This window comes from Microbacterium canaveralium (assembly GCF_047238045.1).
GTDB lineage: Bacteria > Actinomycetota > Actinomycetes > Actinomycetales > Microbacteriaceae > Microbacterium.
On the sequence record NZ_JBDFMA010000003.1, the window covers coordinates 206,173 to 226,277 of the forward strand.

The following is a 20,105-nucleotide window of genomic DNA, read 5'->3' on the forward strand; positions in this document are numbered from 1 at the left end:
GGGAGGGCATCGGGGATGCCGACCCGCAGTGCCAAACTCCTGACTCTTGGCGGTCTGGGGCCTGTGCGTCTGTGGTCGGGGCCGTGGGTGGCAGGTTTCTCCGGAGTTCGGCCCGGCCGGAGGCCCCGGGCCCGGGGTTTCCCGCCCCACGCCGGCCGCCCGGCACATTCTGCCCGGGGCGGCTGCGGCCGCGCTGCCGTTGCAGCAGCGGGGTGCCGAGCCGCGCCGAACTCCTGAGTTTCGGCATCCTGTGGCCGGTGTGACCGGCGTTCTGGCCGTGGGTGGCGTGTTTCTCCGGAGTTCGGCCCGGCCGGAGGGCCGGGGTTTCCCGCCCCCCCGGGCTCGGTTTCTCCGGAGTTCGGCCCGGCCGTCGTGACAGTGGCGAACGGGGAACCGGCGCGTCAGCGCAGCACGGAAGCGCCGAGCTCCACGGGGCTGCCCTCGATGTTGCCGACGATGCCGCGGATGACGCCCGTGCCGTCCTCGCGTCGCAGGCCGTCGTACCACGCCTGCGTCGCTTCGACATCGAAGGCGTGCGTCTCGTGCGCGCGCTTGCGGGCGCGGAGCACCAGGTCGCCGGCCCGCTCGGTGCGGATGCGCTCGTACCGCTTCAGCGAGTCCTCGACCCCCAGCGTCGTCGTGGCGAACACGATGCCGAGGGCGAAGCTGTCCTCCAGCGCCGAGCACGCGCCCTGACCGATGTCGGGGGCGGTGTTGTGCGCGGCATCCCCGAGGATCGCCACGCGCCCGCGGACCCACGTGTCGAACGGGTCGATGTCCCAGATCTCGACGCGGTTGAGTGAGGCGTCGGGGTCGATGGCATCCAGGAGCGCCCGGACACCCGGCGCGCCCCACGAGCCGAACGCGGCTTCGAGTGCCGCCATGCGGTCCTCGAGCACGCCGGAGGGCCCGGGCACATCGACGAAGAAGTAGAACCGGTCGCCCGCGACGGGCATCACGGCGCAGCGCTTGCCGTCGCCGACGTAGGTCGTCCACTGGTGCGGCGGGCCGATCCGCGGGTCGGCGGCGACGAGGCCGTTGTAGTTGACGTAGCCGGAGTAGCGCCTCTCGGGGCGGATGCCGGTGGGCTCGGTGACGTAGTCCCGCACGAGCGAGCGCGCCCCGTCGGCCCCGATGAGCAGGTCGGCGGTGTCGGTCGACCCGTCGGCGAACGTCGCGGTGACGGTGGTGCCGTCGTCGGCCACCTCGATGAGCTGCATCCCGAGGTGGATGTGCTCGAGGCCGACGGCATCCATCATCAGCGCCTGCAGGTCGGCGCGGGCGACGGGGTAGGGTCGCTGCCCGGTCTGGGAGGTGACGGATGCCAGGCTGAACCGGCACATCTCGTCGCCGGTGTGGCCGTCGTAGTAGGCCATGTCATCCATCTGTCCGCCGAGCGCGGCCACCTCGGCGCCGAGGCCGAGCCAGTTGAGCACCTTCACGCCGTTCGACCACAGCGACAGCGCGGCGCCCACCGGGCGGTTCTCGCGCATGCGGTCGTAGACGACGACCTCGTGGCCGAGCTTCTGGAGCGCCAGGGCGGCGGAGGTGCCGCCGACGCCGGCTCCGATGACGATGACCTTCATGGCTTCTCCTCAGCTGCCGCGGTAGGTCGAGTATGCGAAGGGGCTCAACAGCAGCGGCACGTGCAGGTGTCCCTCGCCGCTCACGGTGAACGCGACCGTCGCGACGGGGTGGAACGACGCGACCCCGCGTGAGCGGAAGTAGGCGCCCGTGCCGAACGTCAGCGCGTAGTCGCCGTCGGTGAGGCGATCCGGGCCGAGCGCGAGGCGCCCGTCGGCGTCGGTGACGGCGGAATCGATCGTGGCCCCGTCGAGGTGCGAGAGCGTCACGGAGACGCCGGCCGCGGGTGTGCCGGTGGCGGCATCCAGCACGTGGGTGGTGAGGTAGGTCACTCGGCGGGCTCCGGTTCGTCGGGGACGTCGTCGGCGAGGGTGGTCCGCAGGCGCAGCAGGGCGATCTCGGCGAGCTGCCGCGTCGCCTCGAGGGTTTCGGCGTCGGGCTCGTTGTCGAGACGTCGCTCGAGTTCGGCGCGAATTTCACCCGGGGTTCGCCCCGCGGCGCGGATGAGGAACACCCGTCCGAACCGTGCTTCGTACGCGGCGTTGCCCGCGGCGATCGCGGCGACGTCGTCGTCGGCGGCAGTGGTCATCGCGGCCTGTTCGCGACGGGATGCCGCAGCCTCGGCGTTCTCGCCCGACACCTTCGCGCCGATGCGCGGGTGGGCGTGCAGGGCGGCGGCGAGGTCTTGTGGCGACCAGGCCGCGGCGAGGTCTCCGGCGTAGGCGGCGAGGGCGTCGACGTCCGCGTAGGGGCGGCCGGCGACGACGGCGTCGACCCACCCCGGGATGTCGGCCCAGACGCGGACGACCTCCGCCGCATCGGCGGGCGAGGCCGCGTTGAAGGCGGTGAGGTGCATGCCCGCAACGCTATGCGGCGCGCGTTACGGGGCTGTGGCGGGATGTGTCCGCAATGTTGCTGTGGGGAACATTGCGCGAGGGCGCCCGCCCTCCCACGGCCGCGCGCCTGGGACCCGCCCATCCCACGGCCGCGCGCCGGGGACCCGCCCATCCCGAGGCCGCGCGCCGGGGACCCGCCCATCCCACGGCCGCGCGCCGGGGGCCCGCCCCGGGCCAAACTCCTGAGAATTCGGGCTGGATTCCAGCCAACCGGCGTCCCTACGGCCGGTAGGCGCCGAAACTCCGGAGTTTGAACCGCGCTGCACCGGGTCCGGCTGCGGCGGGCCGACTCCTCCTCCACAGCCCGAGTGTTCGCATGAATGTTGATGACGGTTACATCGGCGAAACGCGGGGCCTTTAGCGTGATCGGCATGAGCACCAGGATCGCCGCCCGTCGCACGTACGTCGACGGGCGCTTCATCCCCGCCACGGTCGTGATCGACGAGGGCCGGATCTCCGCCGTCACCGTCTTCGACCCGGTCGCCGACACGGTCCTGCCCGACGATGCCGTGCTGCTCCCCGGCCTCGTCGACTCGCACGTCCACCTCGACGAGCCGGGACGCACCGAGTGGGAAGGTTTCGCGACCGGCACAGCCGCCGCGGCCGCCGGCGGAGTGACGACCGTCGTCGACATGCCCCTCAACAGCTCGCCGGTCACGACGACCCCCGAAGCCCTGGATGCCAAGCGCGCCGCCGCCGCGGGGAAGCTCGCCGTCGACGTGGCCTACTGGGGAGGAGCCGTCCCCGAGAACCTCGGGTCGCTGCGTGCGCTGTCGGATGCCGGCGTCGTCGGGGTGAAGTGCTTCCTCTCGCCGAGCGGCATCGACGAGTTCGGGCACCTCGACGCCGAGCAGCTCGAGGCGTGCCTCGCCGAGCTCGCCGTCTTCGACGGCTTGCTGATCGTGCACGCCGAAGACCCCGCACACCTGCACGCCGACGGTGCCCTCGGCCCGCACTACGCCGATTTCGAGGCGAGTCGTCCGCCCGAGAGCGAGCGCGCGGCAATCCTCCGCGTGATCGACGCGGCTCGCCGCACGGGGGCGCGGGCGCACATCGTGCACGTGTCCGACGGCGAGGCGCTCGACGACGTCCGTGCCGCGAAGGCCGAGGGCGTGCGCCTGACCGTCGAGACGTGTCCGCACTACCTCACGCTCGACGCCGCCGAGGTGCCCGACGGGGCCGCGGCGTTCAAGTGCTGCCCGCCGATCCGCGGCGCCGCGAACCGCGACCTGCTGTGGGCGGGGGTGGTCGACGGCACCATCGACGCCATCGTCAGCGACCACTCGCCCGCGACCGTCGAGCTCAAGTCCAACCCCGATTTCGGACTGGCCTGGGGAGGGATCGCGGGACTGCAGACCGGCCTGTCGTCGGTGCATACCGCGGCGCGGGGGCGTGGCATCCCCCTCGAAAGCCTGCTGCCTCTCCTCACCACCGGACCCGCGCGCATCGCCGGGCTCGCGGGACTCGGCGTCATCGCTCCCGGAGCCCCCGCTCACCTCGTGGCCTTCGCCCCCGACGAGCAGTTCGTCGTGGATGCCACCGCCCTCGAATACCGCAATCCGGTGTCGCCGTGGCACGGGCAGACGCTCGCCGGCGTCGTGCGCGAGACGTGGCTGCGCGGGGAGTCGGTGTTCCGCCGCGGCGAGCCCGTGACGCTTCGCGCGGGGCGCGAGCTCGTGCACGCGGCGGTCGAAGCGTGAGCGCCGTCCCGATCCTGCAGCCCGGCGTCGGCGCCATCCCCGGCGACCACTACGTCCGGGCGACGACCGGGACCGTGCTGTGGGGGCGCCTCCCGTGCGCGACCGACGCGGCTGTGCTCGAGATCGCTTCGGGCGAGAGCGTGACGTTCGACACCGTGAGCCACGAGGGCATCCTCGACGACCAGGGCAAGAACCCGCGCGCGTACTTCGCCTCGCACGGTGTGCCCGCGGAACACGTGCTCGACGATGCGATCGCGATCGCGGCATCCGTCCCGCGCGATGTGATGGCCGACGGTCCGCACGTGGTCGTCGGGCCCGTGCACGTGCGGGGAGCGCACCCCGGCGATCTGCTCAAGATCACGGTCGAAGCCCTCGCGCCGCGGGTGCCGTACGGCGTGATCTCGAACCGCCACGGCAAGGGCGCGCTCGTGGGCGAACTGCCCCGCGGAGAGCGCAACGTCAGCGTGTTCGCCGCGGTGGCCGAGCGTGACGGCGCGTTGTACGGAACTCTGCCCGTCGCCGACGGCGGGGAGCCGGTCGTCACCTTCCCGCTCGCGCCGTTCCTCGGCACCATGGGCGTCGCCGTCGCGGGGAGTGAACGCCCGCACTCCGTGCCGCCCGGGACACACGGCGGCAACATCGACATCAACCTGCTGGTCGAGGGGACGACGCTGTTCCTTCCCGTCCAGGTCGAGGGGGCTCTCGCGTACGTCGGCGACCCGCACTTCGCGCAGGGCGACGGCGAGGTGGCGCTCACGGCGCTCGAGGCCTCGCTGCGGGCGACCCTGCGCTTCGAGGTGATCCCCGCGGATGCCGCCCTCGCGGCGTTCGGCGAGGTCACCGGCCCGCTCGTCCGGACCCCCGAGTACCTGGTGCCGACCGGCATGGATCCCGACCTGAACGCCGCGATGCGCGCGTGCGTCCGCTCCGCGCTGTCGCTCCTCGGCGGACGGTGGGGCATGGACGAGCACCTCGCCTACGCCTACCTCAGCGCCGCGACCGACTTCGACATCTCGCAGGTCGTCGACATCGTGACCGGCGTCCACGCCCGCATCCGCGAGGCGGACTTCGCGTCCGTGCCCGCCGTGGAGCCGGTGCCGCTGGCATTCGGTGCGTCGGCCGTGGGGGAGCCCGCACCGTCGGCATCCGGTGCGGGTCCATCGGGTTCCGCCGCCGACCCGGCGGACGACGCCCCGGTCGCTTCCGCCGCCGACGCGGCCGACCCACCGGACGACGTCCCCGCCACCCCCGATCCTTCCGTCGGCCCCGAAGGAGACGCCCCGTGACCCCCGCTCTCGCCGCCGCCCTCGCCCGCGCCGAGGCCGCGGACGCCGCCGGTGCCGCTCCGGGAATCGTCCCGCAGCGCCCGGCTCGTGGTTCGGTGTCCACGACACGCGGATGGCTCGCGCACGCATCCGCACGACTTGGACACTCACCCTTGGACGACGCGCCGGAGAGGGGACGACAGTGACGGATGCCACGATCCCGGCCGACCTGCGCGAAGCGTTCGACGCGTACGAGCGGGCGATCGTCTCGAACGACCTGGACGCGCTCGACGCCTTCTTCGCGCCGGGCGACGAGACGCTGAGGGGCGACACCGCGGGACTCCTCGTCGGGCACGACGCGATCAGCGGGTTCCGCGCGCTGCGGGGCGGCGTCCCTCGGCGCGAGATCGCCGAACTGCACTACCGCCCCCTCTCACGCGGCGGCCGGACCCCGGCATCCCCCGCCGACGCCACTGCCCCGGAGAGCGACGCCGCCGCGAACCCCCCGGAGAGCACCGACGGCGACGTCGCCCTCCTCGTCTCGGTGTCGGCGTTCCGTGGCGGCGGGCGAGGGTTGCAGACCCAGATCTGGCAGCGCATCGACGGGCGGTGGCTCATCACCGCGGCCCACGTCACGCCCCGGACTCCCGCAATCGACCGCACGATCTGGCGCAGTGTCGGCGACCCGTTCCTGCAGGGGGCGTGGGAGGGCCCGCTCGCGGGACTCACCGTCGCCGTGAAAGACCTCTTCGCCGTCGCCGGCTTCCGGATCGGCGCGGGTAACCCGACGTTCCTCGAGGAAGCCCGCCCCGAGAAGGCCACCGCTCCGGCTGTCGCCGACCTGCTGCGCGCGGGGGCGTCGCTGCGCGGCATCGCCCGCACCGACGAGTTCGCCTACTCGATCGCGGGCGACAACGTGCACTACGGCACCCCGCCGAACGGGGCCGTGGTCGGCGCCCTGCCCGGCGGATCGTCGAGCGGGCCGGCATCCGCCGTCGCCCTCGGCCACGCCGACATCGGCCTGGCAACCGACACCGCCGGTTCCATCCGCGTGCCCGCGTCGTACCAGGGCCTGTGGGGGCTGCGGACGACGCACGACCTCGTGCCGCGGCAGGGGATGCTCCCGCTCGCGCAATCCTTCGACACCGTCGGCTGGCTCACCCGCGACGGCGAGACCCTCGAGCGCGTCGCCGACTGGTGCCTCAGCTACGACGGCTCGGCATCGACCGAGAACGTCTACGGCGCTTCCGGTGACGACCTGCCCTGGCGGTTCCTCGTGCCGGAGGAGATTCTCGACTGCGTCGAGCCCGACACCCGTGCGGCCTTCTCGCGGATGCTCGCCGGGCTCGCGGCATCCGATGATCCGCCGCCCTTCCGCGCGGTGCACTCGGGAGACCTGGATGCCACGTTCACGGCGTTCCGCACCGTGCAGGGCGCCGAGGCGTGGCGCAACGACGGCGAGTGGCTGAGTGCGCACCCCGGGGCCGTCGGCCCGGCGGTCGCCGAGCGCTTCCGCGTCGCGTCGGAGATCACCGCGGCCGACGAGGCCGCCGCGCGTCGGGAGCTGGAGCCCATCGCCGCGCACCTCGCCGAGCTCGTCGACGGGGCCGTGCTGATCTTCCCGACCGTGCCCGGTCCCGCGCCGCTGCGGACCGCCGACGTGGATGCCGTCCGCGCCGCGACCCTGCGGATGACCGCACCGGCCGCGGCGGCGGGCCTCCCCGCCGTGTCGGTGCCGCTGTTGACGGTCGCCGGTGCGCCGGTCGGCGTCTGCCTGGTGTCGCGCGCCGGCACCGACATCGCGCTGGTCCGCCTCGCCCGCCGGCTCGCGTCGCTGGTCGGTTCGGGAGCCGGCCGATGACCCGTCGCGCCTCCGCATCCGCGCCCAGCACCGGGCTGTTGCCCCGTCCCGAACTCCTGAGGAACCGTCGTCATCTTGCTGCTGCCCCCGCGCCAGCGGCCTCTGCGACCGAAATCTCAGGAGTTCGGCAGTGCCGAACCGCCGCTGTCCCCCGTCCCACCCACCCCCGCACCACGGAGTCCCGATGACCCAGCTCCCCGGCCCGATCGACCCGCCCGCGCGCCTGCTGATGGGCCCCGGCCCCATCTCGGCGTATCCGAGCGTGCTGCGGGCGATGGGCGCCCCGCTCGTCGGACAGTACGACCCGTTCATGACCGCGACCATGACCGAGACGCAGGAGCTCTACCGGCGGGTCTGGGGCACCGAGAACGACGCGACGGTCCTGATCGACGGCACGAGCCGCGCCGGCATCGAGGCGGCGATGGTGTCGCTCATCCGCCCCGGCGACCGGGTGCTCGTGCCGGTCTTCGGCCGGTTCGGCCACCTGCTGAAAGAGATCGCCGAGCGCGCGCTCGCCGAGGTGCACACGATCGAGGTTCCGTGGGGAGAGGTCTTCCCCGTGTCGACGATCCGCGAGGCGATCGAGCGGGTGAAGCCGCACCTCGTCGCGTGCGTGCAGGGCGACACGTCGACCACGATGCTCCAGCCGCTCGATGAGATCGGTGAGATCTGCCGCGCGCACGGCGCCCTGTTCTACACCGACGCGACGGCCTCGCTCGGCGGCAACCCCTTCGAGATGGATGCCTGGGGCCTGGATGCCGCGACCGCGGGCCTGCAGAAGTGCCTCGGCGGACCCTCGGGCTCGGCGCCGATCAGCCTGTCGGACCGCGCCGTCGAGGTGGTGCGTTCGCGCGCCCGGGTGGAGGCGGGAATCCGGGAGGAGGGCGATGCCGAGGCATCCGACTTCATCCGCTCCAACTACTTCGACCTCGCGATGATCCTGGACTACTGGGGCCCGCGGCGCCTGAACCATCACACCGAGGCGACCACGATGCTCTACGGCGCGCGGGAGTGCGCGCGCGTGCTGCTCCTCGAGGGTCGCGACGAGGTGATCGCGCGGCACCGGCTGCACGGCGACGCGATGGTCGCCGGTGTCGAGGGTCTCGGGCTCGCCGTCTTCGGAGACGTGGCGCACAAGATGACGAACGTCGTCGCGGTCGAGATCCCCGAGGCGGTCGTCGGAGACGCGGTGCGCGCCGAGCTGCTGAACGACTTCGGCATCGAGATCGGCACGTCATTCGGCCCGCTGCACGGACGCGTCTGGCGCATCGGCACGATGGGCTACAACGCGCGGAAGGATGCCGTGCTCACCACCCTCGCCGCTCTCGAGACGGTGCTGCGCCGGCATGGTGCCGCGGTCGCCGCGGGCGGGGGCGTCGAGGCCGCGCAGGGCGTGTACGGAGCCGCCGGATGACGGCGCGCCTGCAGGTCGCTCCCGAGCGGATCGCGGCGGCCGCCCGGCGCGTGATGGGCCGGTGCGAAGAGCTCGCGCGGGTCACCGCAATGACCGGTGGCATCGAGCGCGTGTACCTGTCGCCCGAGCACGCACGGGTCAACCGGCTCGCCGCCGAGTGGATGCGCGAGCTCGGCATGTCCACCCGCCAGGACGCGGCCGGCAACCAGGTCGGCCGCCTCGCTCCCGCCGGCGATCGCGACGCGCCCGCGCTCCTGATGGGCTCGCACCTGGATACGGTCCCGGATGCCGGCCGCTTCGACGGCATCGTGGGTGTGCTGATGGCCCTCGAGGTGGTGCGGCTGGTCCGTCGCGTCGACGACGAGGGTGTGGCATCCAGCCCCTTCCCGTTCGCGTTGGAGGTCATCGCGTTCTCGGACGAAGAGGGGACACGGTTCGGCAAAGCACTGCTCGGTTCGTCGGCGGTGGCCGGGCAGTGGGACCCCGCCTGGTGGGATCTGTCGGATGCCGACGGCTCGACGCTGCGGCAGGCGTTCCGCGAGTTCGGCCTCGACCCGGGCCGTGTCGGCGAGGCCGCGCGGAAGCCGGAGGAGCTCGTCGGGTATCTCGAGGCGCACATCGAGCAGGGCCCCGAGCTCGACCGCGCCGGGTTGTCGCTCGCGGCGGTGTCGTCGATCGCGTCGGCGCGGCGGTTCCAGCTCGTCGTCGAGGGCGAGGCGCGGCACGCGGGCGGCACGCCGTACGACATGCGTCGTGACGCGCTCCTCGGGGCGAGCGAGGCCGCACTCGCGGTCGAGCGCATCTGCCGTGCCGAGCACCACATCGTCGGCACGGTCGGACAGCTCGAAGCGTTCCCCGGTGCGGTGAACGTCGTGCCCGGCGAAGCGGTGTTCTCCCTCGACCTGCGCGGCGAGTTCGACGAGACCCGTGACCACGCGTGGACCGAGATCTCGGCAGAACTGGATGCCATCATGGGCCGCCGCGGGCTGCGTTGGCGGGCGCGCGAGGTGCACTCCGCTCCGGCGGTGTTCTGCGAGCCGCTGCTGCAGGACGTGGTGCGGGCGGGGATCGGTGCCGAGGCTCCGACCCTGTTCAGTCGCGCCGGTCACGACGCGATGGCGATCGGTGCGATCACCGGGGTGGGGATGCTGTTCCTCCGCAACCCCGACGGGATCAGTCACCACCCGGACGAGGCCGTCTCCACGGAAGACGTCGCGGCGGGGGTCCGGGCACTCGCCGAGGCGGTGCTCGCGCTGGGCGCCGAGCCGCGGTAGCCGAGCAGCGGCCGGGCCGGCCGTCCGGGCCCCGAGCGAGCGGGTGGTGCGGTCGAGAAGGAGCCCCGACGGTGCACCGGTGCGATGGTGTCGCGCGCGTCCGTACACCCACCGGGCGACAAACGTCGGGCGGAGGCGTCACCTCTGGGGATCGCACGCGGTCCACGGATTCCCGTGTGGCCCGCGAATGCCCCGGGTTCGCGCGGAAGAATCGACGCATGACCGAGGCTCCTGGCATCCTGCACCTGCTCGCCTTCGCCGCCGAACCGGGGGGTGGCAATCCCGCGGGAGTCGTCCTGGATGCCACGGCCCTCGACGAGTCCGACATGCTGCGAATCGCGGCCGAACTCGGTCATCCCGAAACGGCGTACGTCGTCGCTCGGAACGGGCGCCGACTGCGGGTGCGCTATTTCTCGCCGGAGGCCGAGGTGCCGTTCTGCGGTCACGCGACGATCGCGACCGCGGTCGCCCTCGCCGAGGCCGAGGGGCCGGGGGAGTTCGTGTTCGAGACGGTCGCGGGTGACGTCGAGGTATCGGCGCGCGACGATGGCGGCCGCATCGCCGCGGGCTTCACGAGCGTCGAGCCGACGGTCCGCGATCTCGACGACGCCGCGCCGCTGCTGGCGCTGCTCGGACTCGACGCCGACGACCTCGACCCGCGGATGCCGCTCGCCGAGGCCTTCGCCGGAAACTGGCATCCCATCGTCGCGGTGCGGGTGCTCGACGTCTTCGACGGCTTCGGGTTCGACCCGCTCACGGTGCAGGCCCTCATGCGCGAGCGCGGGTGGACGGGCACGGTCACGGTCGTCCACGCCGGCGGCGAGATCGCTGACGGCGCGGTCATCGAGGCGCGCAACCTCTTCCCCGTCGGCGACATCACCGAAGACCCGGCTACGGGATCCGCGGCGGCTGCCCTGGGCGTGTACCTGCGGGAGCGGGCGGGGCTGGACGCGCCGTTCCATGTCACCGTCCACCAGGGACGCCACATCGGCCGGCCGAGCATCCTCGAGGTCGATGTGCCTCCGGTCGGTGGCATCCATGTCCGGGGTGGCGCGACGCCGATGTGACCGGCGGCGGCAAACGCGGCCCGCTACCCGGGAGATCGCCGCAGATCCCGACGGTGCGGACGCGCGCGTGCAATCATGGGCGGAAGTCCATCCCTCGACCGCGTCGACCGCTGGAGAACGAATGTCCCCCCTCTGGAGACGACTCGTCCCCCGCAGCGTTCGCCTGCGCAGCCGGCTGCGGTGGAAGAACGGCCGGTGGCGTCTGGCGACGCCCGACCGCGTGCTGCTCGAAGACGTGATCGTGCCGGAGTTCGTCGGGCGCGCCGACGTCCGGCGCGTCCTCGACGTCGGAGTCGCCTGGTACACCCGCACGTATCCGCGGCTGTATCGCGGGATCGAATACCACACCATCGACGTCGACCCCAAGATGCAGCGGATCGCGGGACCGCACCACCTCACCCTGTCGATGACCGAGCTCGCGACGGCCTACTCGGTCGACACCTTCGACCTGATCGTCTGCAACGGCGTCTTCGGGTGGGGACTCGACACCGCCGACCAAGTCGAGCGCGGACTCGCGGCGTGCGCCGACGTGCTGCGTCCGGGCGGATGGCTCGTCGTGGGCTGGAACGATATGGAGGGGCGGCGTATCCCTGATCTCGACGCGCTCGCCGCCGGGCGTTTCGACCGGGCCGTGCTCCCCGCCGCGGGCGGGGACCACCTGGTGACCGAGACGCACTACGCGCACCGCTACGACTTCTTCACCCGCCGGTGACCGCCGCGGCGCCGGTGACGGCAGGGATCTGGTCGCACTACGACGACGACCTCCTGTTCGCCGTCCCGACGCTCGATCGGGCCATTCGCCGTGGGCACCATGTGCGCAACCTGTTCCTCACCGCCTCGGATGCGGGCACCGGCATGTCGACCTACGTCACCGGCCGCGAACGGGGCCTCCGCGCGGCCTACGACGTGATGCGCGGCTCGTCGACGCCCTGGACCGACCACCAGACGGTGTTGTCGAACGGCGTCGCCGTCACCACAACCTCGCCTGACGACGACCCCCGGATCGCCCTGGCGTTCCTGCGCCTTCCCGACGGCGGCTTGACGGGCGGCGGGTGGTACGCGACCGGATACCGCACCCTCCCCAAGCTCGTCGACGGGCGCGTCTCATCGCTGACCACGCTCGACACGGGACGGGAGCTCACCCTCGGTCAACTCGTCAGCACGATCGGCGCCTTCGTCGCCGAGAGCGGTGCGTCGGCGGTGCTGACGACCATGCCGGACTCGGCGGTGGGCAGCGAGGGCGACCATCCGGACCACGGCGGTGCGGGTCGACTCGTCGCCGCGGCCGTCGACGCGGGCCTCGTGGACGGCGAGGTCGTCCGCTACGCGGTGGGGTATCCGCTTCAGTCGTGGCCGGCGAACCTCGACGCCGCGGACGTCGACCGCAAACTCGACGTGTTCGCCGCGTACGCCGCGCACGACGCCGTCGTGTGCCGTGATCCGGCGGGCTACGCCTCGCTCCCCGGTTTCGGCGATTGGCTTCGGCGCGAGCATCACGTCGACCATCGCGATCTCGCGCGAGTCGAAGGCCCCCGCTGACGGAACGCGCAGGCTCGCGACCTGGCGCGTCACTCCCCGCCGGCGAGCCTCCACACGCGGTCGCGCGAGAACGGCAGCTCGTACCCGCGGCGGCCGAGTGCGCGGGAGACGGCGTTGCCGATCGCCGCGCCCACCGGGTTGTACGGCGATTCGCTCATCGACTTCGCACCGAACGGGCCGAGCGCGTCGTCCGTCTCGGCGAAGTACACCTCGGTGTCGGGGACGTCGGCGAACTGCGGCACCCGGTAGGTGCGGAACACCGCGTTCTGAACGACGCCGTCCTCGAGCATGACCTCCTCGTACAGCGCGCCGCCGAGGGCCTGCGCGGCCCCGCCCTCGATCTGGCCCCGGCACTGGGCCGGGTTGATCACGACGCCGGCGTCGGCGGTCTGGATCGACTGCAGCACCTTGACCGTCCCCGTCGCCGGGTCCACGGCCACCCGCACGGCGTGCACGTTGAACGCGAGCGAGCGGAGGTCGCCGAACTCCGCGCCGTCGGCCGTGAGCCCGTGCTCGTCGCGCATCGTGGCGGGGGCGGCATCCACGATCCGATCCCACGGAACCAGCTCGTCACCGGCCAGAACACCGGATGCCACGACCTCGGCGGAGGAGGCGTCCCCTCCGGCGAGTTCCGCGGCGACGTCGAGGATCCGCCGCCGCAGCGCCGTGCACGCGGCGTGCAGGGCCTTGCCCGCGACCGTCGTGCCCGCCGAGGCGAAAGCGCCGGTGTCGTGGCGGACGGCGTCGGTGTCGGCGGCCCACAGTTCGAGGCGGTCGTGCGACGCGTCCAGCACCGTCGCCGCGATCTGCCGATGCACGGTCGAGGTGCCGTTGCCGAACTCGGCCGTGCCGACGCGGAGCAGGTAGGTGCCGTCCGGGCGCAGGGTGGCGGTGGTGTGCGCGATGTGCCCGCGCGGAGCCATCGTCGCGATCATCGCGGCGGCCATGCCCTCGCCGACCGCCCAGCCCGCGGGCGCCTGGACGCCGTTGCCGCGCCGCAGCGCGTCCTGCGCGAGGTCGAGGCACTGATCGAGGCCGTAGCTGCCCCAGATCAGGTCTTCCTCGTACTTGTCCTCGTCGGGGTGGAGCGGATCGCCTTCGCGTACCGCGTTGATCCGGCGCAGGTCGAAGGGGTCGATGTCCAGCTCCTCGGCGAGGGCGTCCATCGCCGACTCCACGGCGAACACGACCTGCCCCAGCCCGTAGCCGCGGAACGCGCCCGACGGCGGATTGTTCGTGTAGACCGCCGCGGCGTCGATCCACTTCGTCGGCACGCGATAGAGCGTCGTCGACTCCGCGCACGAGTGGAACAGCACCCCGATCGCGTGGTTGCCGTAGGCGCCGGTGTCGCTGAGCACGTCGAGCTTCATCGCCGTGAGGCGCCCGTCGGCATCCGCCCCCAGCGTCGTGCGTACGCGCATCGGATGCCGCAGCGACGCCCTCACGAACTGGTCGGTGCGCGAGAACTCGTACGCGACGGGGCGGCCGAGCTTCAGCACCGCGAGGGCCGTGAGGTCCTCGGTGAACAGCTCCTGCTTGCCGCCGAATCCGCCGCCGACGCGGTTCGCGAAGACGCGGATACGGTCGCGCTCGAGGTCGAAGATGTGCGCGAGCTCGTTGCGGGCGAGGAACGGCACCTGGGTCGACGAGCGGATCACGAGGCGTCCCGCGTCGTCGAGCCACCCGACCGAGCCGTGCGTCTCCAGGGCGGCGTGGGTGACGCGCGCGGAGCGCCACTCGCCCGTCACGGTGACGTGGCTCGCGGCGAGGGCGGCGTCGATGTCGCCGCCGTGACCGGTGTGGAACTCGGCGACGACGTTGCGGTCGGCCGCGGTGACCCGTTCCTCCGGCGTGCGGTCGGGGTGCAGCAGCGGTGCTCCCGGCCGACGCGCCTCCTCGGGGTCGAAGACGGCGGGGAGCACGTCGTACTCGACGCGGACCGCGCGGCAGCCGGCATCCGCCGCCTCCGCCGTCTCGGCGACGACCGCGGCGACCCGTTGGCCGACGTGGCGGACGACGTCGTCGAGCATGCGCGTGTCGTCGGGGTCGTCGGTGCGGTGCTCGTGACGGCCGGTCGAGTATCGGATGTCGGGGACGTCGGCGTGGGTGAACACGGCGATGACGCCGGGAAGGGCGAGCGCGGCCGTGGTGTCGATCGAGGTGACGCGGGCGTGCGCGTGAGGCGAGGTGACGATGCGGAGCACGAGCGGCGGACCACCCGGCACGGGCTCGTCGAAGGTGAACGGCTCTTTACCCTGCACGATCCGGCGGGCCGACTCCGGGACCACCGAGGCGCCCACGCGCCCGTCCGCCGGGCCGGTCTCGCGAACCGGGCCCAGCACGGATTCACGGATCGCTTCGCGGATCGGACGGTATCCCGTGCAGCGGCACAGGTTGCCCTTCATGCGGCGGTCGAGGTCGTCGAGGTCGCTCTCGCACAGGGTCGAGGCCGTGACGCTCATGCCCGGGGTGCAGAACCCGCACTGGAACCCGAATCCGGATGCCAGAGCCTCCTGCACCGGGTGCAGGTCATCGCCCGGAGCGAGTCCGGCGGCCGTCGTGATCGAGCGTCCCTCGAGACGCATCGCCGGAACGATGCACGAGTGCGTCGGCTCGCCGTCGAGCAGGACCGAGCACGCGCCGCAGTCCCCCGCGTCGCATCCCTTCTTCACTTCGACGTGGCCGGTCTCGCGCAGCAGCGTGCGCGCGCACTGACCGGGCCGCGGGTCGGCCTCGACGGCGGACCCGTTGACCTGGAACTTCACTCGGTGTCCTCCCGCCGGCGTCCACCGGCCTGCGCCCTCACGCGGCGCCCTCGTGCGAAGCGCGGGCGAATCCCGCGCGCAGCCGCTCGGCGAGCACGACGCTCACCCCGCGCCGCCAATCGGCGCTCCCGAGCGGATCGGTGTAGAAATCGGTCGCGGATGCCACGGCATCCCGCAACTCTCCTGCCCCCGGCACGCGGGCGAACCGCAGCACACGGGGTCGGCGCACCGCCGCCGTGACGACGAACACGGACGATCCGTCCGGGTCGAGGCGTGCGGTGACGACGGCGCCGGAGCGCCCGAGCTCGGCCAGGGCGATCTTCTGCAGCCCCACGTGCGAGCTGAGCACCGCGCGCGGGATCTCGAGCGCCCGCAGCACCTCACCCGGCGCGAGCGACGTCGCGGCGTTGTCGATGACGAGGTCGGCCACCGCGATCCGGCGCTCGCCGCCGTCGGGCGTCCACACCTCGGCCGTGGCATCCAGGGTCGAGAGGAAAGCGATCATCGCCCCGGCCGCGAACGCTTGGCAGACGTTCCCGCCGACGGTGGCGGTGTTCCAGATCTTGAACGACGCCAGGAGCGCCTCGGCGGAGGGCCGCGCGAGCGCGAGCGACGTCCACTCGGCGGGCGCTTCGCGCTCGACCCACGCGAGAAGCCGGGCGATCGTGCAGGTCGCGCCGATGCGCAGACCCGTCTCGGTGATCTCGACGTCGGCCCACCCGAGGGTCGTGAGGTCGACGAAGCCGGTGGTGCGCGGCTGCGGCTCGCTCATGAGCCACGTGCCGCCGGCCATCACGACCTCGCCGGGCGCGAGCGTCAGATCCTCGCGGGTGCGCGCGGCGCGGTACGACGTGACGGTGGTGATGTCCACGCGTCAGCCCGCCAGGATCTCGCCCGACCACGTTCCGTCGGTGAGGCGGTAGTGCTGGCGCGTGCTCTGCCCGGCGGGATCGCCGCGCCAGAACGTCAGGGTGAGGGGGCGCAGGCGGAAGCCGACCCAGCGCTGCGGCGGATCCAGGACGGGGTGCGCCGCATCGAAGTCGGCCCACACCCGTCGACGCTCGTCGGCGGGGAGCTGGGCGTTGTCGAGCGTGTTCATCCAGGCCAGCAGCTGCAGGTACCGGGACCGCTGGGCGTAGACCGCGGCCGCCTCGGGCGCGCTCACGCGCTCGACGATTCCGCGCACCACGAGCTGACGGCCGACCTCGGGCCACGCGACCGCCATCGCCGCGACGGGGTTCGCCGCGATCTCCGCGACCTTGGCGCTGGCGGCGTCGGTGTGGAAGTACAGGCCCGTGGCATCCCGGTCGCTCACGAGGACGTGGCGGAGCGACGGCAGGCCGTCCCGACCGATCGTCGAGAGAGCGGCGAGCGGCCGCAGCTCGCTCTCGTGCTCGGGCAGCCACTGCGCCATGAGCGCGAGCGGGTCGCCGACGAGGGCGTCGGTCTCGTCGAGGTCGGAACCGAACGTGGTGCCTGCCGTGATCATCGCCACCTCCGGGTTGTACGTGTCACCGCCGAGCGTAGGGACCGCGCGTTTCGGTGATGTTGCCGCCATGAACATTCGCGGAAACACGCGATCCGTACACTCCGGGCGTGAGGCCGCGGAGCCTCGGAACGGAGGCGTCCCGTGGAAGTTCTCCCCCTGATCGACGCGTGTCCGAAGCGCATGGAGTACGGTCCGTGCGGCGGAGTCGGCTTCGACGGCTCGTGCGAGATCGACGCCGAGCACGCGTGCGCATTCCTCCCTCGCGCGACCGTGCCGTGGACCGGCGTCGACCGGGTCTCGGCACCGACCCCGGGCGCGCGCACCGTCGCCGCGGAAGAGACCCTGGCCTCGCTCGGCACGCGCCCGTGGGTCGTGGCCGACCTGCCCGCGCGGGCGCTGAGCGTGGCATCCATCGACGCCTGCGCCGCGATCCTGGGGGGAGAGGTGGATGCCGTCCTCGCCGGTGACGCGGGTTCGGCGCGGGTCCAGTTCCCCCCGGCCTACCGCGCGTACCTGCTGCAGCGCGCGGGGCTGCGGGTCTGGACGGGGCTGAACATGCGGGACCGCAACCGCGTGGCGATCGAGGGAGAGCTGGCGGCCCTGGCGGTCGAGGGGGTGGCCGGGGTGCACTGCGTCACCGGCGACCACACCCGCACGGGGCATCGGCCCGACGCCGCCCCCGTGTTCGACCTCGACTCGACCGAGGCGACGGCCCTCGCCCGCGCGGCGGGGCATGTCGTGTCGGTCGCGGCGTCGCCGTCCGCTCCGCCCGTGGAGCGTCGCGCGGCGCGCCTGCGCGAGAAGCTGCGCGCCGGCGCCGACGTCTGCTTCGTGAACCACGCCGGGGGAGCGGAACCGGTGCGGAGGTTCATCGACTCCGTGGCCGCCCCGGTGCAGTTCATTCCGTGCGTGCCGGTGGTGGTCGACCATGCCTCGGCCGACGTGCTCGAGTCGTTCACGACGCTCGTGCTCCCAGATGGGTTCCTCGAGCGCGTGCGGTCGGCGCGGGACCCGCGGGCGGAGGGCATCGCGCTGGCGGTCGCGCTCGCCGAGGAGATGCTGGCGCTCCCGGGCGTCGTCGGCGTCAATCTCTCGGGCGGTCGCGACGGCGGCGAGGAGGCCTTCGCCGAGGCCCAGGCCGAGGTGGCGCGGCGGCTGCGGTGAGGCGCGGGGGGGCGTTGGGTCGTGCCAAGTGGCGCGACTGAGGCGTGGGTGGTGCGTTTTGCCGCGACCGAAGGCGCGGGGTGGGGCGTTGGTGTGTGGCGTCGTGCCAAGTGGCGCGACTGAGGCTTGGGTGGTGCGTTTTGGCGCGACCGAAGGCGCGGGGTGGGGCGTTGGTGTGTGGCGTCGTGCCAAGTGGCGCGACCGAAGCGTGGGTGGTGCGTTTTGCCGCGACGGAAGGCGCGGGGTGGGGCGTTGGTGCGTGGCGTCGTGCCAAGTGGCGCGACTGAGGCGTGGGTGGTGCGTTTTGGCGCGACCGAAGGCGCGGGGCGGGGCGCGACGCGCAAGGCGCGACGCCCGGGGCGCGACGCGCGGGGCGTCGCATCGTGCCGGCGCGTCAGGCGGGCGTGCGCGCCGCGGCGAAGCGGTTGATCCGGCGGAGAGTGAACCCGAGGCGTTCGTAGGCGGCGATCGCGCCGACATTGCTCGCGGCCGCGTGCATCATGGCGCGGTCGCCGCGCTGCTGGATATGGAAGGCGACATCGAGCACGAGACGCGAGGCCAGGCCCTGCCGGCGGTGGTCCGCGTCGACGGCGACGGCGCTGATCTCGGTCCAGCCGGTCGGGTGCAGGCGCTCGCCCGCCATCGCCACCAGGCGACCTCCGCGACGGATGCCGATGTACCGGCCGAGCTCGTGGGTGCGGGGCCGGAAGGGGCCGGGCTGGTTCCGCTCGACGATCGCCATCATCTCGGCCGCGTCGTCGGCGTCGAGCTCGATCGCCTCGTCGTCGGGGCGTGCCCGCAAAGCGGGTGTTTCGACGAGCTGAACGCCCTCGCCGCCGCCGAGGAACTCCCACCCCGCGGGAAGATCGCCCTCGTACCCCGAGAGGCCGACCTCGGCACCGGCGCCGACGAGCTCGCGCATGGCATCCCACACGTCGGGGTCGTCCCATGTGCGCACGGCGACGAACGGGGCCACGTCCTCGGGGTAGCGGCGCACGAGGTCGCCACCGATGGCGAAGCGGGCGTGCGGCCCGGCGAGCGAATGCCACGCGGCGTTGTCGAGCACGGCGGCGGGGTCGTGCGTCGCTGCCGTCGCGTCTTCGGCGCGGCCGGGGTCGTCGGGGGTCGAGGCGGTGGGGGCGAGGTCGGCTGAGGTCATGGCATCCATTCCGAGCGGGGTACCCGGTATGCAACGTCGGGCTGGGCGGGCCATTCCCGGTTCTCGGCGGGCCGAACTCCGGAGAAACTGCCGGATGACGGTGTGGATGCCCCTCGTTCCAGCGATGCAGCTCGTTTCTTCCGGAGTTTCGCCCGCCGCCCTCCGGCCTCAGTGCATGATCATGCCGCCGGTGACGTTGATCGCCTGGCCGGTCAGGTAACCGCCGGCGGGGGAGGCGAGGAAGTGCGTCACCCCCGCGACGTCTTCCGGGATGCCGAGACGACCCAGCGGCGATTTCGCGCTCCACGCCGCGATGTCCTCCTCGGACCGCGTGTCGGCGCCCATGTCGGTGAGCACGTACCCCGGGCAGACGGCGTTGACGGTGACGCCATGGCATCCCCACTCCTGCGCACCCGCGCGCGTGAGCGCCACGACCGCGGCCTTCGACGCGGCGTAATGTCCTTCGCCGCCGCCGCCGTGCTTCGCGGCCATGCTCGCGATGTTGACGATCGAGCCTGACCGCGCCTCGAGCATGACGGGCGCGACCGCTTGCATCGTGACGAGGGTCGCGCGGGCGTTGATGTCGAGGACGCGATCCCAGTCGTCCACGGTGATGTCGAGCAGGGACGCGTGCTGGAAGATGCCGGCGCAGTTCACGAGCACGTCGACGCCGCCGAGCCCCTCGATCGCTTCGCCCACCGCGCGCCGCGTATCGAGAGGGTCGAGCAGATCGACCGGGAAGAAGGATGCCGATCCCCCGGCGGGTGCGCGCCGGTCGAGGACGGCGACTCGAGCGCCGTCGGCGGCGAAGCGCTCCACGATCGCGGCGCCGATGCCGCCGGAACCTCCTGTCACGATGACGCGTTGCGACATGGTTCTCCCTTCACACGGTGTCGAGCCCCCTCGGCGTCACCGTACGCGCCGGCCG

The 20,105-nt window shown here is 72.8% G+C and carries 18 protein-coding genes; 10 read left to right on the plus strand and 8 right to left on the minus strand.

Going from position 1 to position 20,105, the window contains the following annotated elements:
- Window positions 1–401: 401 nt before the first annotated feature.
- The 3 genes from hpxO to uraD are packed head-to-tail and all read right to left on the minus strand — an operon-like array spanning window position 402 to window position 2,440.
- Complete coding sequence (gene hpxO / locus ABC271_RS01900; protein ID WP_412923228.1) at window positions 402–1,586, minus strand: FAD-dependent urate hydroxylase HpxO; 1,185 nt, start codon at window positions 1,584–1,586, stop codon at window positions 402–404.
- A gap of 9 nt (window positions 1,587–1,595) precedes the next feature.
- Window positions 1,596–1,916, minus strand: coding sequence for a hydroxyisourate hydrolase (gene uraH / locus ABC271_RS01905; protein WP_412923229.1), 321 nt, complete (start codon window positions 1,914–1,916; stop codon window positions 1,596–1,598).
- The gene (gene uraD / locus ABC271_RS01910; RefSeq protein ID WP_412923230.1) at window positions 1,913–2,440 is read right to left on the minus strand and encodes a 2-oxo-4-hydroxy-4-carboxy-5-ureidoimidazoline decarboxylase; all 528 of its coding nucleotides are present in this window, start codon (window positions 2,438–2,440) and stop codon (window positions 1,913–1,915) included. The genes uraH and uraD overlap by 4 nt, the downstream gene beginning before the upstream one ends.
- Before the next feature lie 411 nt (window positions 2,441–2,851).
- Between uraD and allB the strand changes: the two genes are divergently transcribed.
- From allB to ABC271_RS01955, 9 genes are all read left to right on the plus strand, one after another.
- Window positions 2,852–4,180, plus strand: coding sequence for an allantoinase AllB (gene allB, locus ABC271_RS01915; protein ID WP_412923231.1), 1,329 nt, complete (start codon window positions 2,852–2,854; stop codon window positions 4,178–4,180).
- Window positions 4,177–5,466, plus strand: a complete 1,290-nt coding sequence (locus tag ABC271_RS01920; RefSeq protein ID WP_412923232.1) for an acetamidase/formamidase family protein — start codon at window positions 4,177–4,179, stop codon at window positions 5,464–5,466. Before allB ends, ABC271_RS01920 begins: the two co-directional genes overlap by 4 nt.
- On the plus strand, window positions 5,463–5,651 hold the full coding sequence (locus ABC271_RS01925) for a hypothetical protein (RefSeq protein ID WP_412923233.1): 189 nt from the start codon (window positions 5,463–5,465) through the stop codon (window positions 5,649–5,651). Before ABC271_RS01920 ends, ABC271_RS01925 begins: the two co-directional genes overlap by 4 nt.
- The gene (locus ABC271_RS01930) at window positions 5,648–7,306 is read left to right on the plus strand and encodes an AtzH-like domain-containing protein (RefSeq protein WP_412923234.1); all 1,659 of its coding nucleotides are present in this window, start codon (window positions 5,648–5,650) and stop codon (window positions 7,304–7,306) included. Before ABC271_RS01925 ends, ABC271_RS01930 begins: the two co-directional genes overlap by 4 nt.
- A 184-nt stretch (window positions 7,307–7,490) precedes the next feature.
- On the plus strand, window positions 7,491–8,720 hold the full coding sequence (locus ABC271_RS01935; RefSeq protein ID WP_412923235.1) for a pyridoxal-phosphate-dependent aminotransferase family protein: 1,230 nt from the start codon (window positions 7,491–7,493) through the stop codon (window positions 8,718–8,720).
- A complete protein-coding gene (locus ABC271_RS01940; RefSeq protein WP_412923236.1) occupies window positions 8,717–9,994 on the plus strand; it encodes an allantoate amidohydrolase in 1,278 nt (425 codons plus the stop codon). Before ABC271_RS01935 ends, ABC271_RS01940 begins: the two co-directional genes overlap by 4 nt.
- A gap of 218 nt (window positions 9,995–10,212) precedes the next feature.
- Window positions 10,213–11,061 carry a PhzF family phenazine biosynthesis protein gene (locus ABC271_RS01945; RefSeq protein WP_412923237.1) on the plus strand — a complete coding sequence of 283 codons (849 nt, stop codon included), beginning with the start codon at window positions 10,213–10,215 and terminating at the stop codon, window positions 11,059–11,061.
- Between the two features lie 121 nt (window positions 11,062–11,182).
- On the plus strand, window positions 11,183–11,773 hold the full coding sequence (locus ABC271_RS01950; RefSeq protein ID WP_412923238.1) for a class I SAM-dependent methyltransferase: 591 nt from the start codon (window positions 11,183–11,185) through the stop codon (window positions 11,771–11,773).
- Window positions 11,770–12,600: a PIG-L family deacetylase gene (locus ABC271_RS01955; RefSeq protein WP_412923239.1), complete on the plus strand. Its 831-nt coding sequence runs from the start codon at window positions 11,770–11,772 to the stop codon at window positions 12,598–12,600. Before ABC271_RS01950 ends, ABC271_RS01955 begins: the two co-directional genes overlap by 4 nt.
- Before the next feature lie 29 nt (window positions 12,601–12,629).
- On the opposite strand, the gene ABC271_RS01960 is transcribed toward ABC271_RS01955, so the two are convergent.
- From ABC271_RS01960 to ABC271_RS01970, 3 genes are read right to left on the minus strand one after another with little or no spacing between them, the layout of a single operon-like run.
- Complete coding sequence (locus ABC271_RS01960; protein WP_412923240.1) at window positions 12,630–15,365, minus strand: molybdopterin-dependent oxidoreductase; 2,736 nt, start codon at window positions 15,363–15,365, stop codon at window positions 12,630–12,632.
- Window positions 15,366–15,402: 37 nt separating this feature from the next.
- Complete coding sequence (locus ABC271_RS01965; RefSeq protein WP_412923241.1) at window positions 15,403–16,236, minus strand: FAD binding domain-containing protein; 834 nt, start codon at window positions 16,234–16,236, stop codon at window positions 15,403–15,405.
- 3 nt (window positions 16,237–16,239) lie between these two features.
- Window positions 16,240–16,854, minus strand: a complete 615-nt coding sequence (locus ABC271_RS01970) for a pyridoxine/pyridoxamine 5'-phosphate oxidase (protein ID WP_412926089.1) — start codon at window positions 16,852–16,854, stop codon at window positions 16,240–16,242.
- 141 nt (window positions 16,855–16,995) lie between these two features.
- Between ABC271_RS01970 and ABC271_RS01975 the strand changes: the two genes are divergently transcribed.
- Entirely contained in the window at window positions 16,996–18,018 is a 1,023-nt protein-coding gene (locus tag ABC271_RS01975) for a methylenetetrahydrofolate reductase C-terminal domain-containing protein (protein WP_412923242.1), read from the plus strand.
- A 394-nt stretch (window positions 18,019–18,412) separates the two neighbouring features.
- On the opposite strand, the gene ABC271_RS01980 is transcribed toward ABC271_RS01975, so the two are convergent.
- The gene (locus tag ABC271_RS01980; protein WP_412923243.1) at window positions 18,413–19,177 is read right to left on the minus strand and encodes a GNAT family N-acetyltransferase; all 765 of its coding nucleotides are present in this window, start codon (window positions 19,175–19,177) and stop codon (window positions 18,413–18,415) included.
- A 168-nt stretch (window positions 19,178–19,345) separates the two neighbouring features.
- Window positions 19,346–20,050, minus strand: a complete 705-nt coding sequence (locus ABC271_RS01985) for an SDR family NAD(P)-dependent oxidoreductase (RefSeq protein WP_412923244.1) — start codon at window positions 20,048–20,050, stop codon at window positions 19,346–19,348.
- Window positions 20,051–20,105 lie beyond the last annotated feature (55 nt).

What these genes read in the sequence shown, in the direction of transcription:
- hpxO (WP_412923228.1), bottom strand. Translation starts at nt 1,586, where the DNA reads ATGAAGGTCATCGTCATCGGAGCCGGCGTCGGCGGCACCTCCGCCGCC.
- uraD (WP_412923230.1), bottom strand. Translation starts at nt 2,440, where the DNA reads ATGCACCTCACCGCCTTCAACGCGGCCTCGCCCGCCGATGCGGCGGAG.
- allB (WP_412923231.1), top strand. Translation starts at nt 2,852, where the DNA reads ATGAGCACCAGGATCGCCGCCCGTCGCACGTACGTCGACGGGCGCTTC.
- ABC271_RS01935 (WP_412923235.1), top strand. Translation starts at nt 7,491, where the DNA reads ATGACCCAGCTCCCCGGCCCGATCGACCCGCCCGCGCGCCTGCTGATG.
- ABC271_RS01940 (WP_412923236.1), top strand. Translation starts at nt 8,717, where the DNA reads ATGACGGCGCGCCTGCAGGTCGCTCCCGAGCGGATCGCGGCGGCCGCC.
- ABC271_RS01945 (WP_412923237.1), top strand. Translation starts at nt 10,213, where the DNA reads ATGACCGAGGCTCCTGGCATCCTGCACCTGCTCGCCTTCGCCGCCGAA.
- ABC271_RS01950 (WP_412923238.1), top strand. Translation starts at nt 11,183, where the DNA reads ATGTCCCCCCTCTGGAGACGACTCGTCCCCCGCAGCGTTCGCCTGCGC.
- ABC271_RS01970 (WP_412926089.1), bottom strand. Translation starts at nt 16,854, where the DNA reads ATGATCACGGCAGGCACCACGTTCGGTTCCGACCTCGACGAGACCGAC.
- ABC271_RS01980 (WP_412923243.1), bottom strand. Translation starts at nt 19,177, where the DNA reads ATGACCTCAGCCGACCTCGCCCCCACCGCCTCGACCCCCGACGACCCC.
- ABC271_RS01985 (WP_412923244.1), bottom strand. Translation starts at nt 20,050, where the DNA reads ATGTCGCAACGCGTCATCGTGACAGGAGGTTCCGGCGGCATCGGCGCC.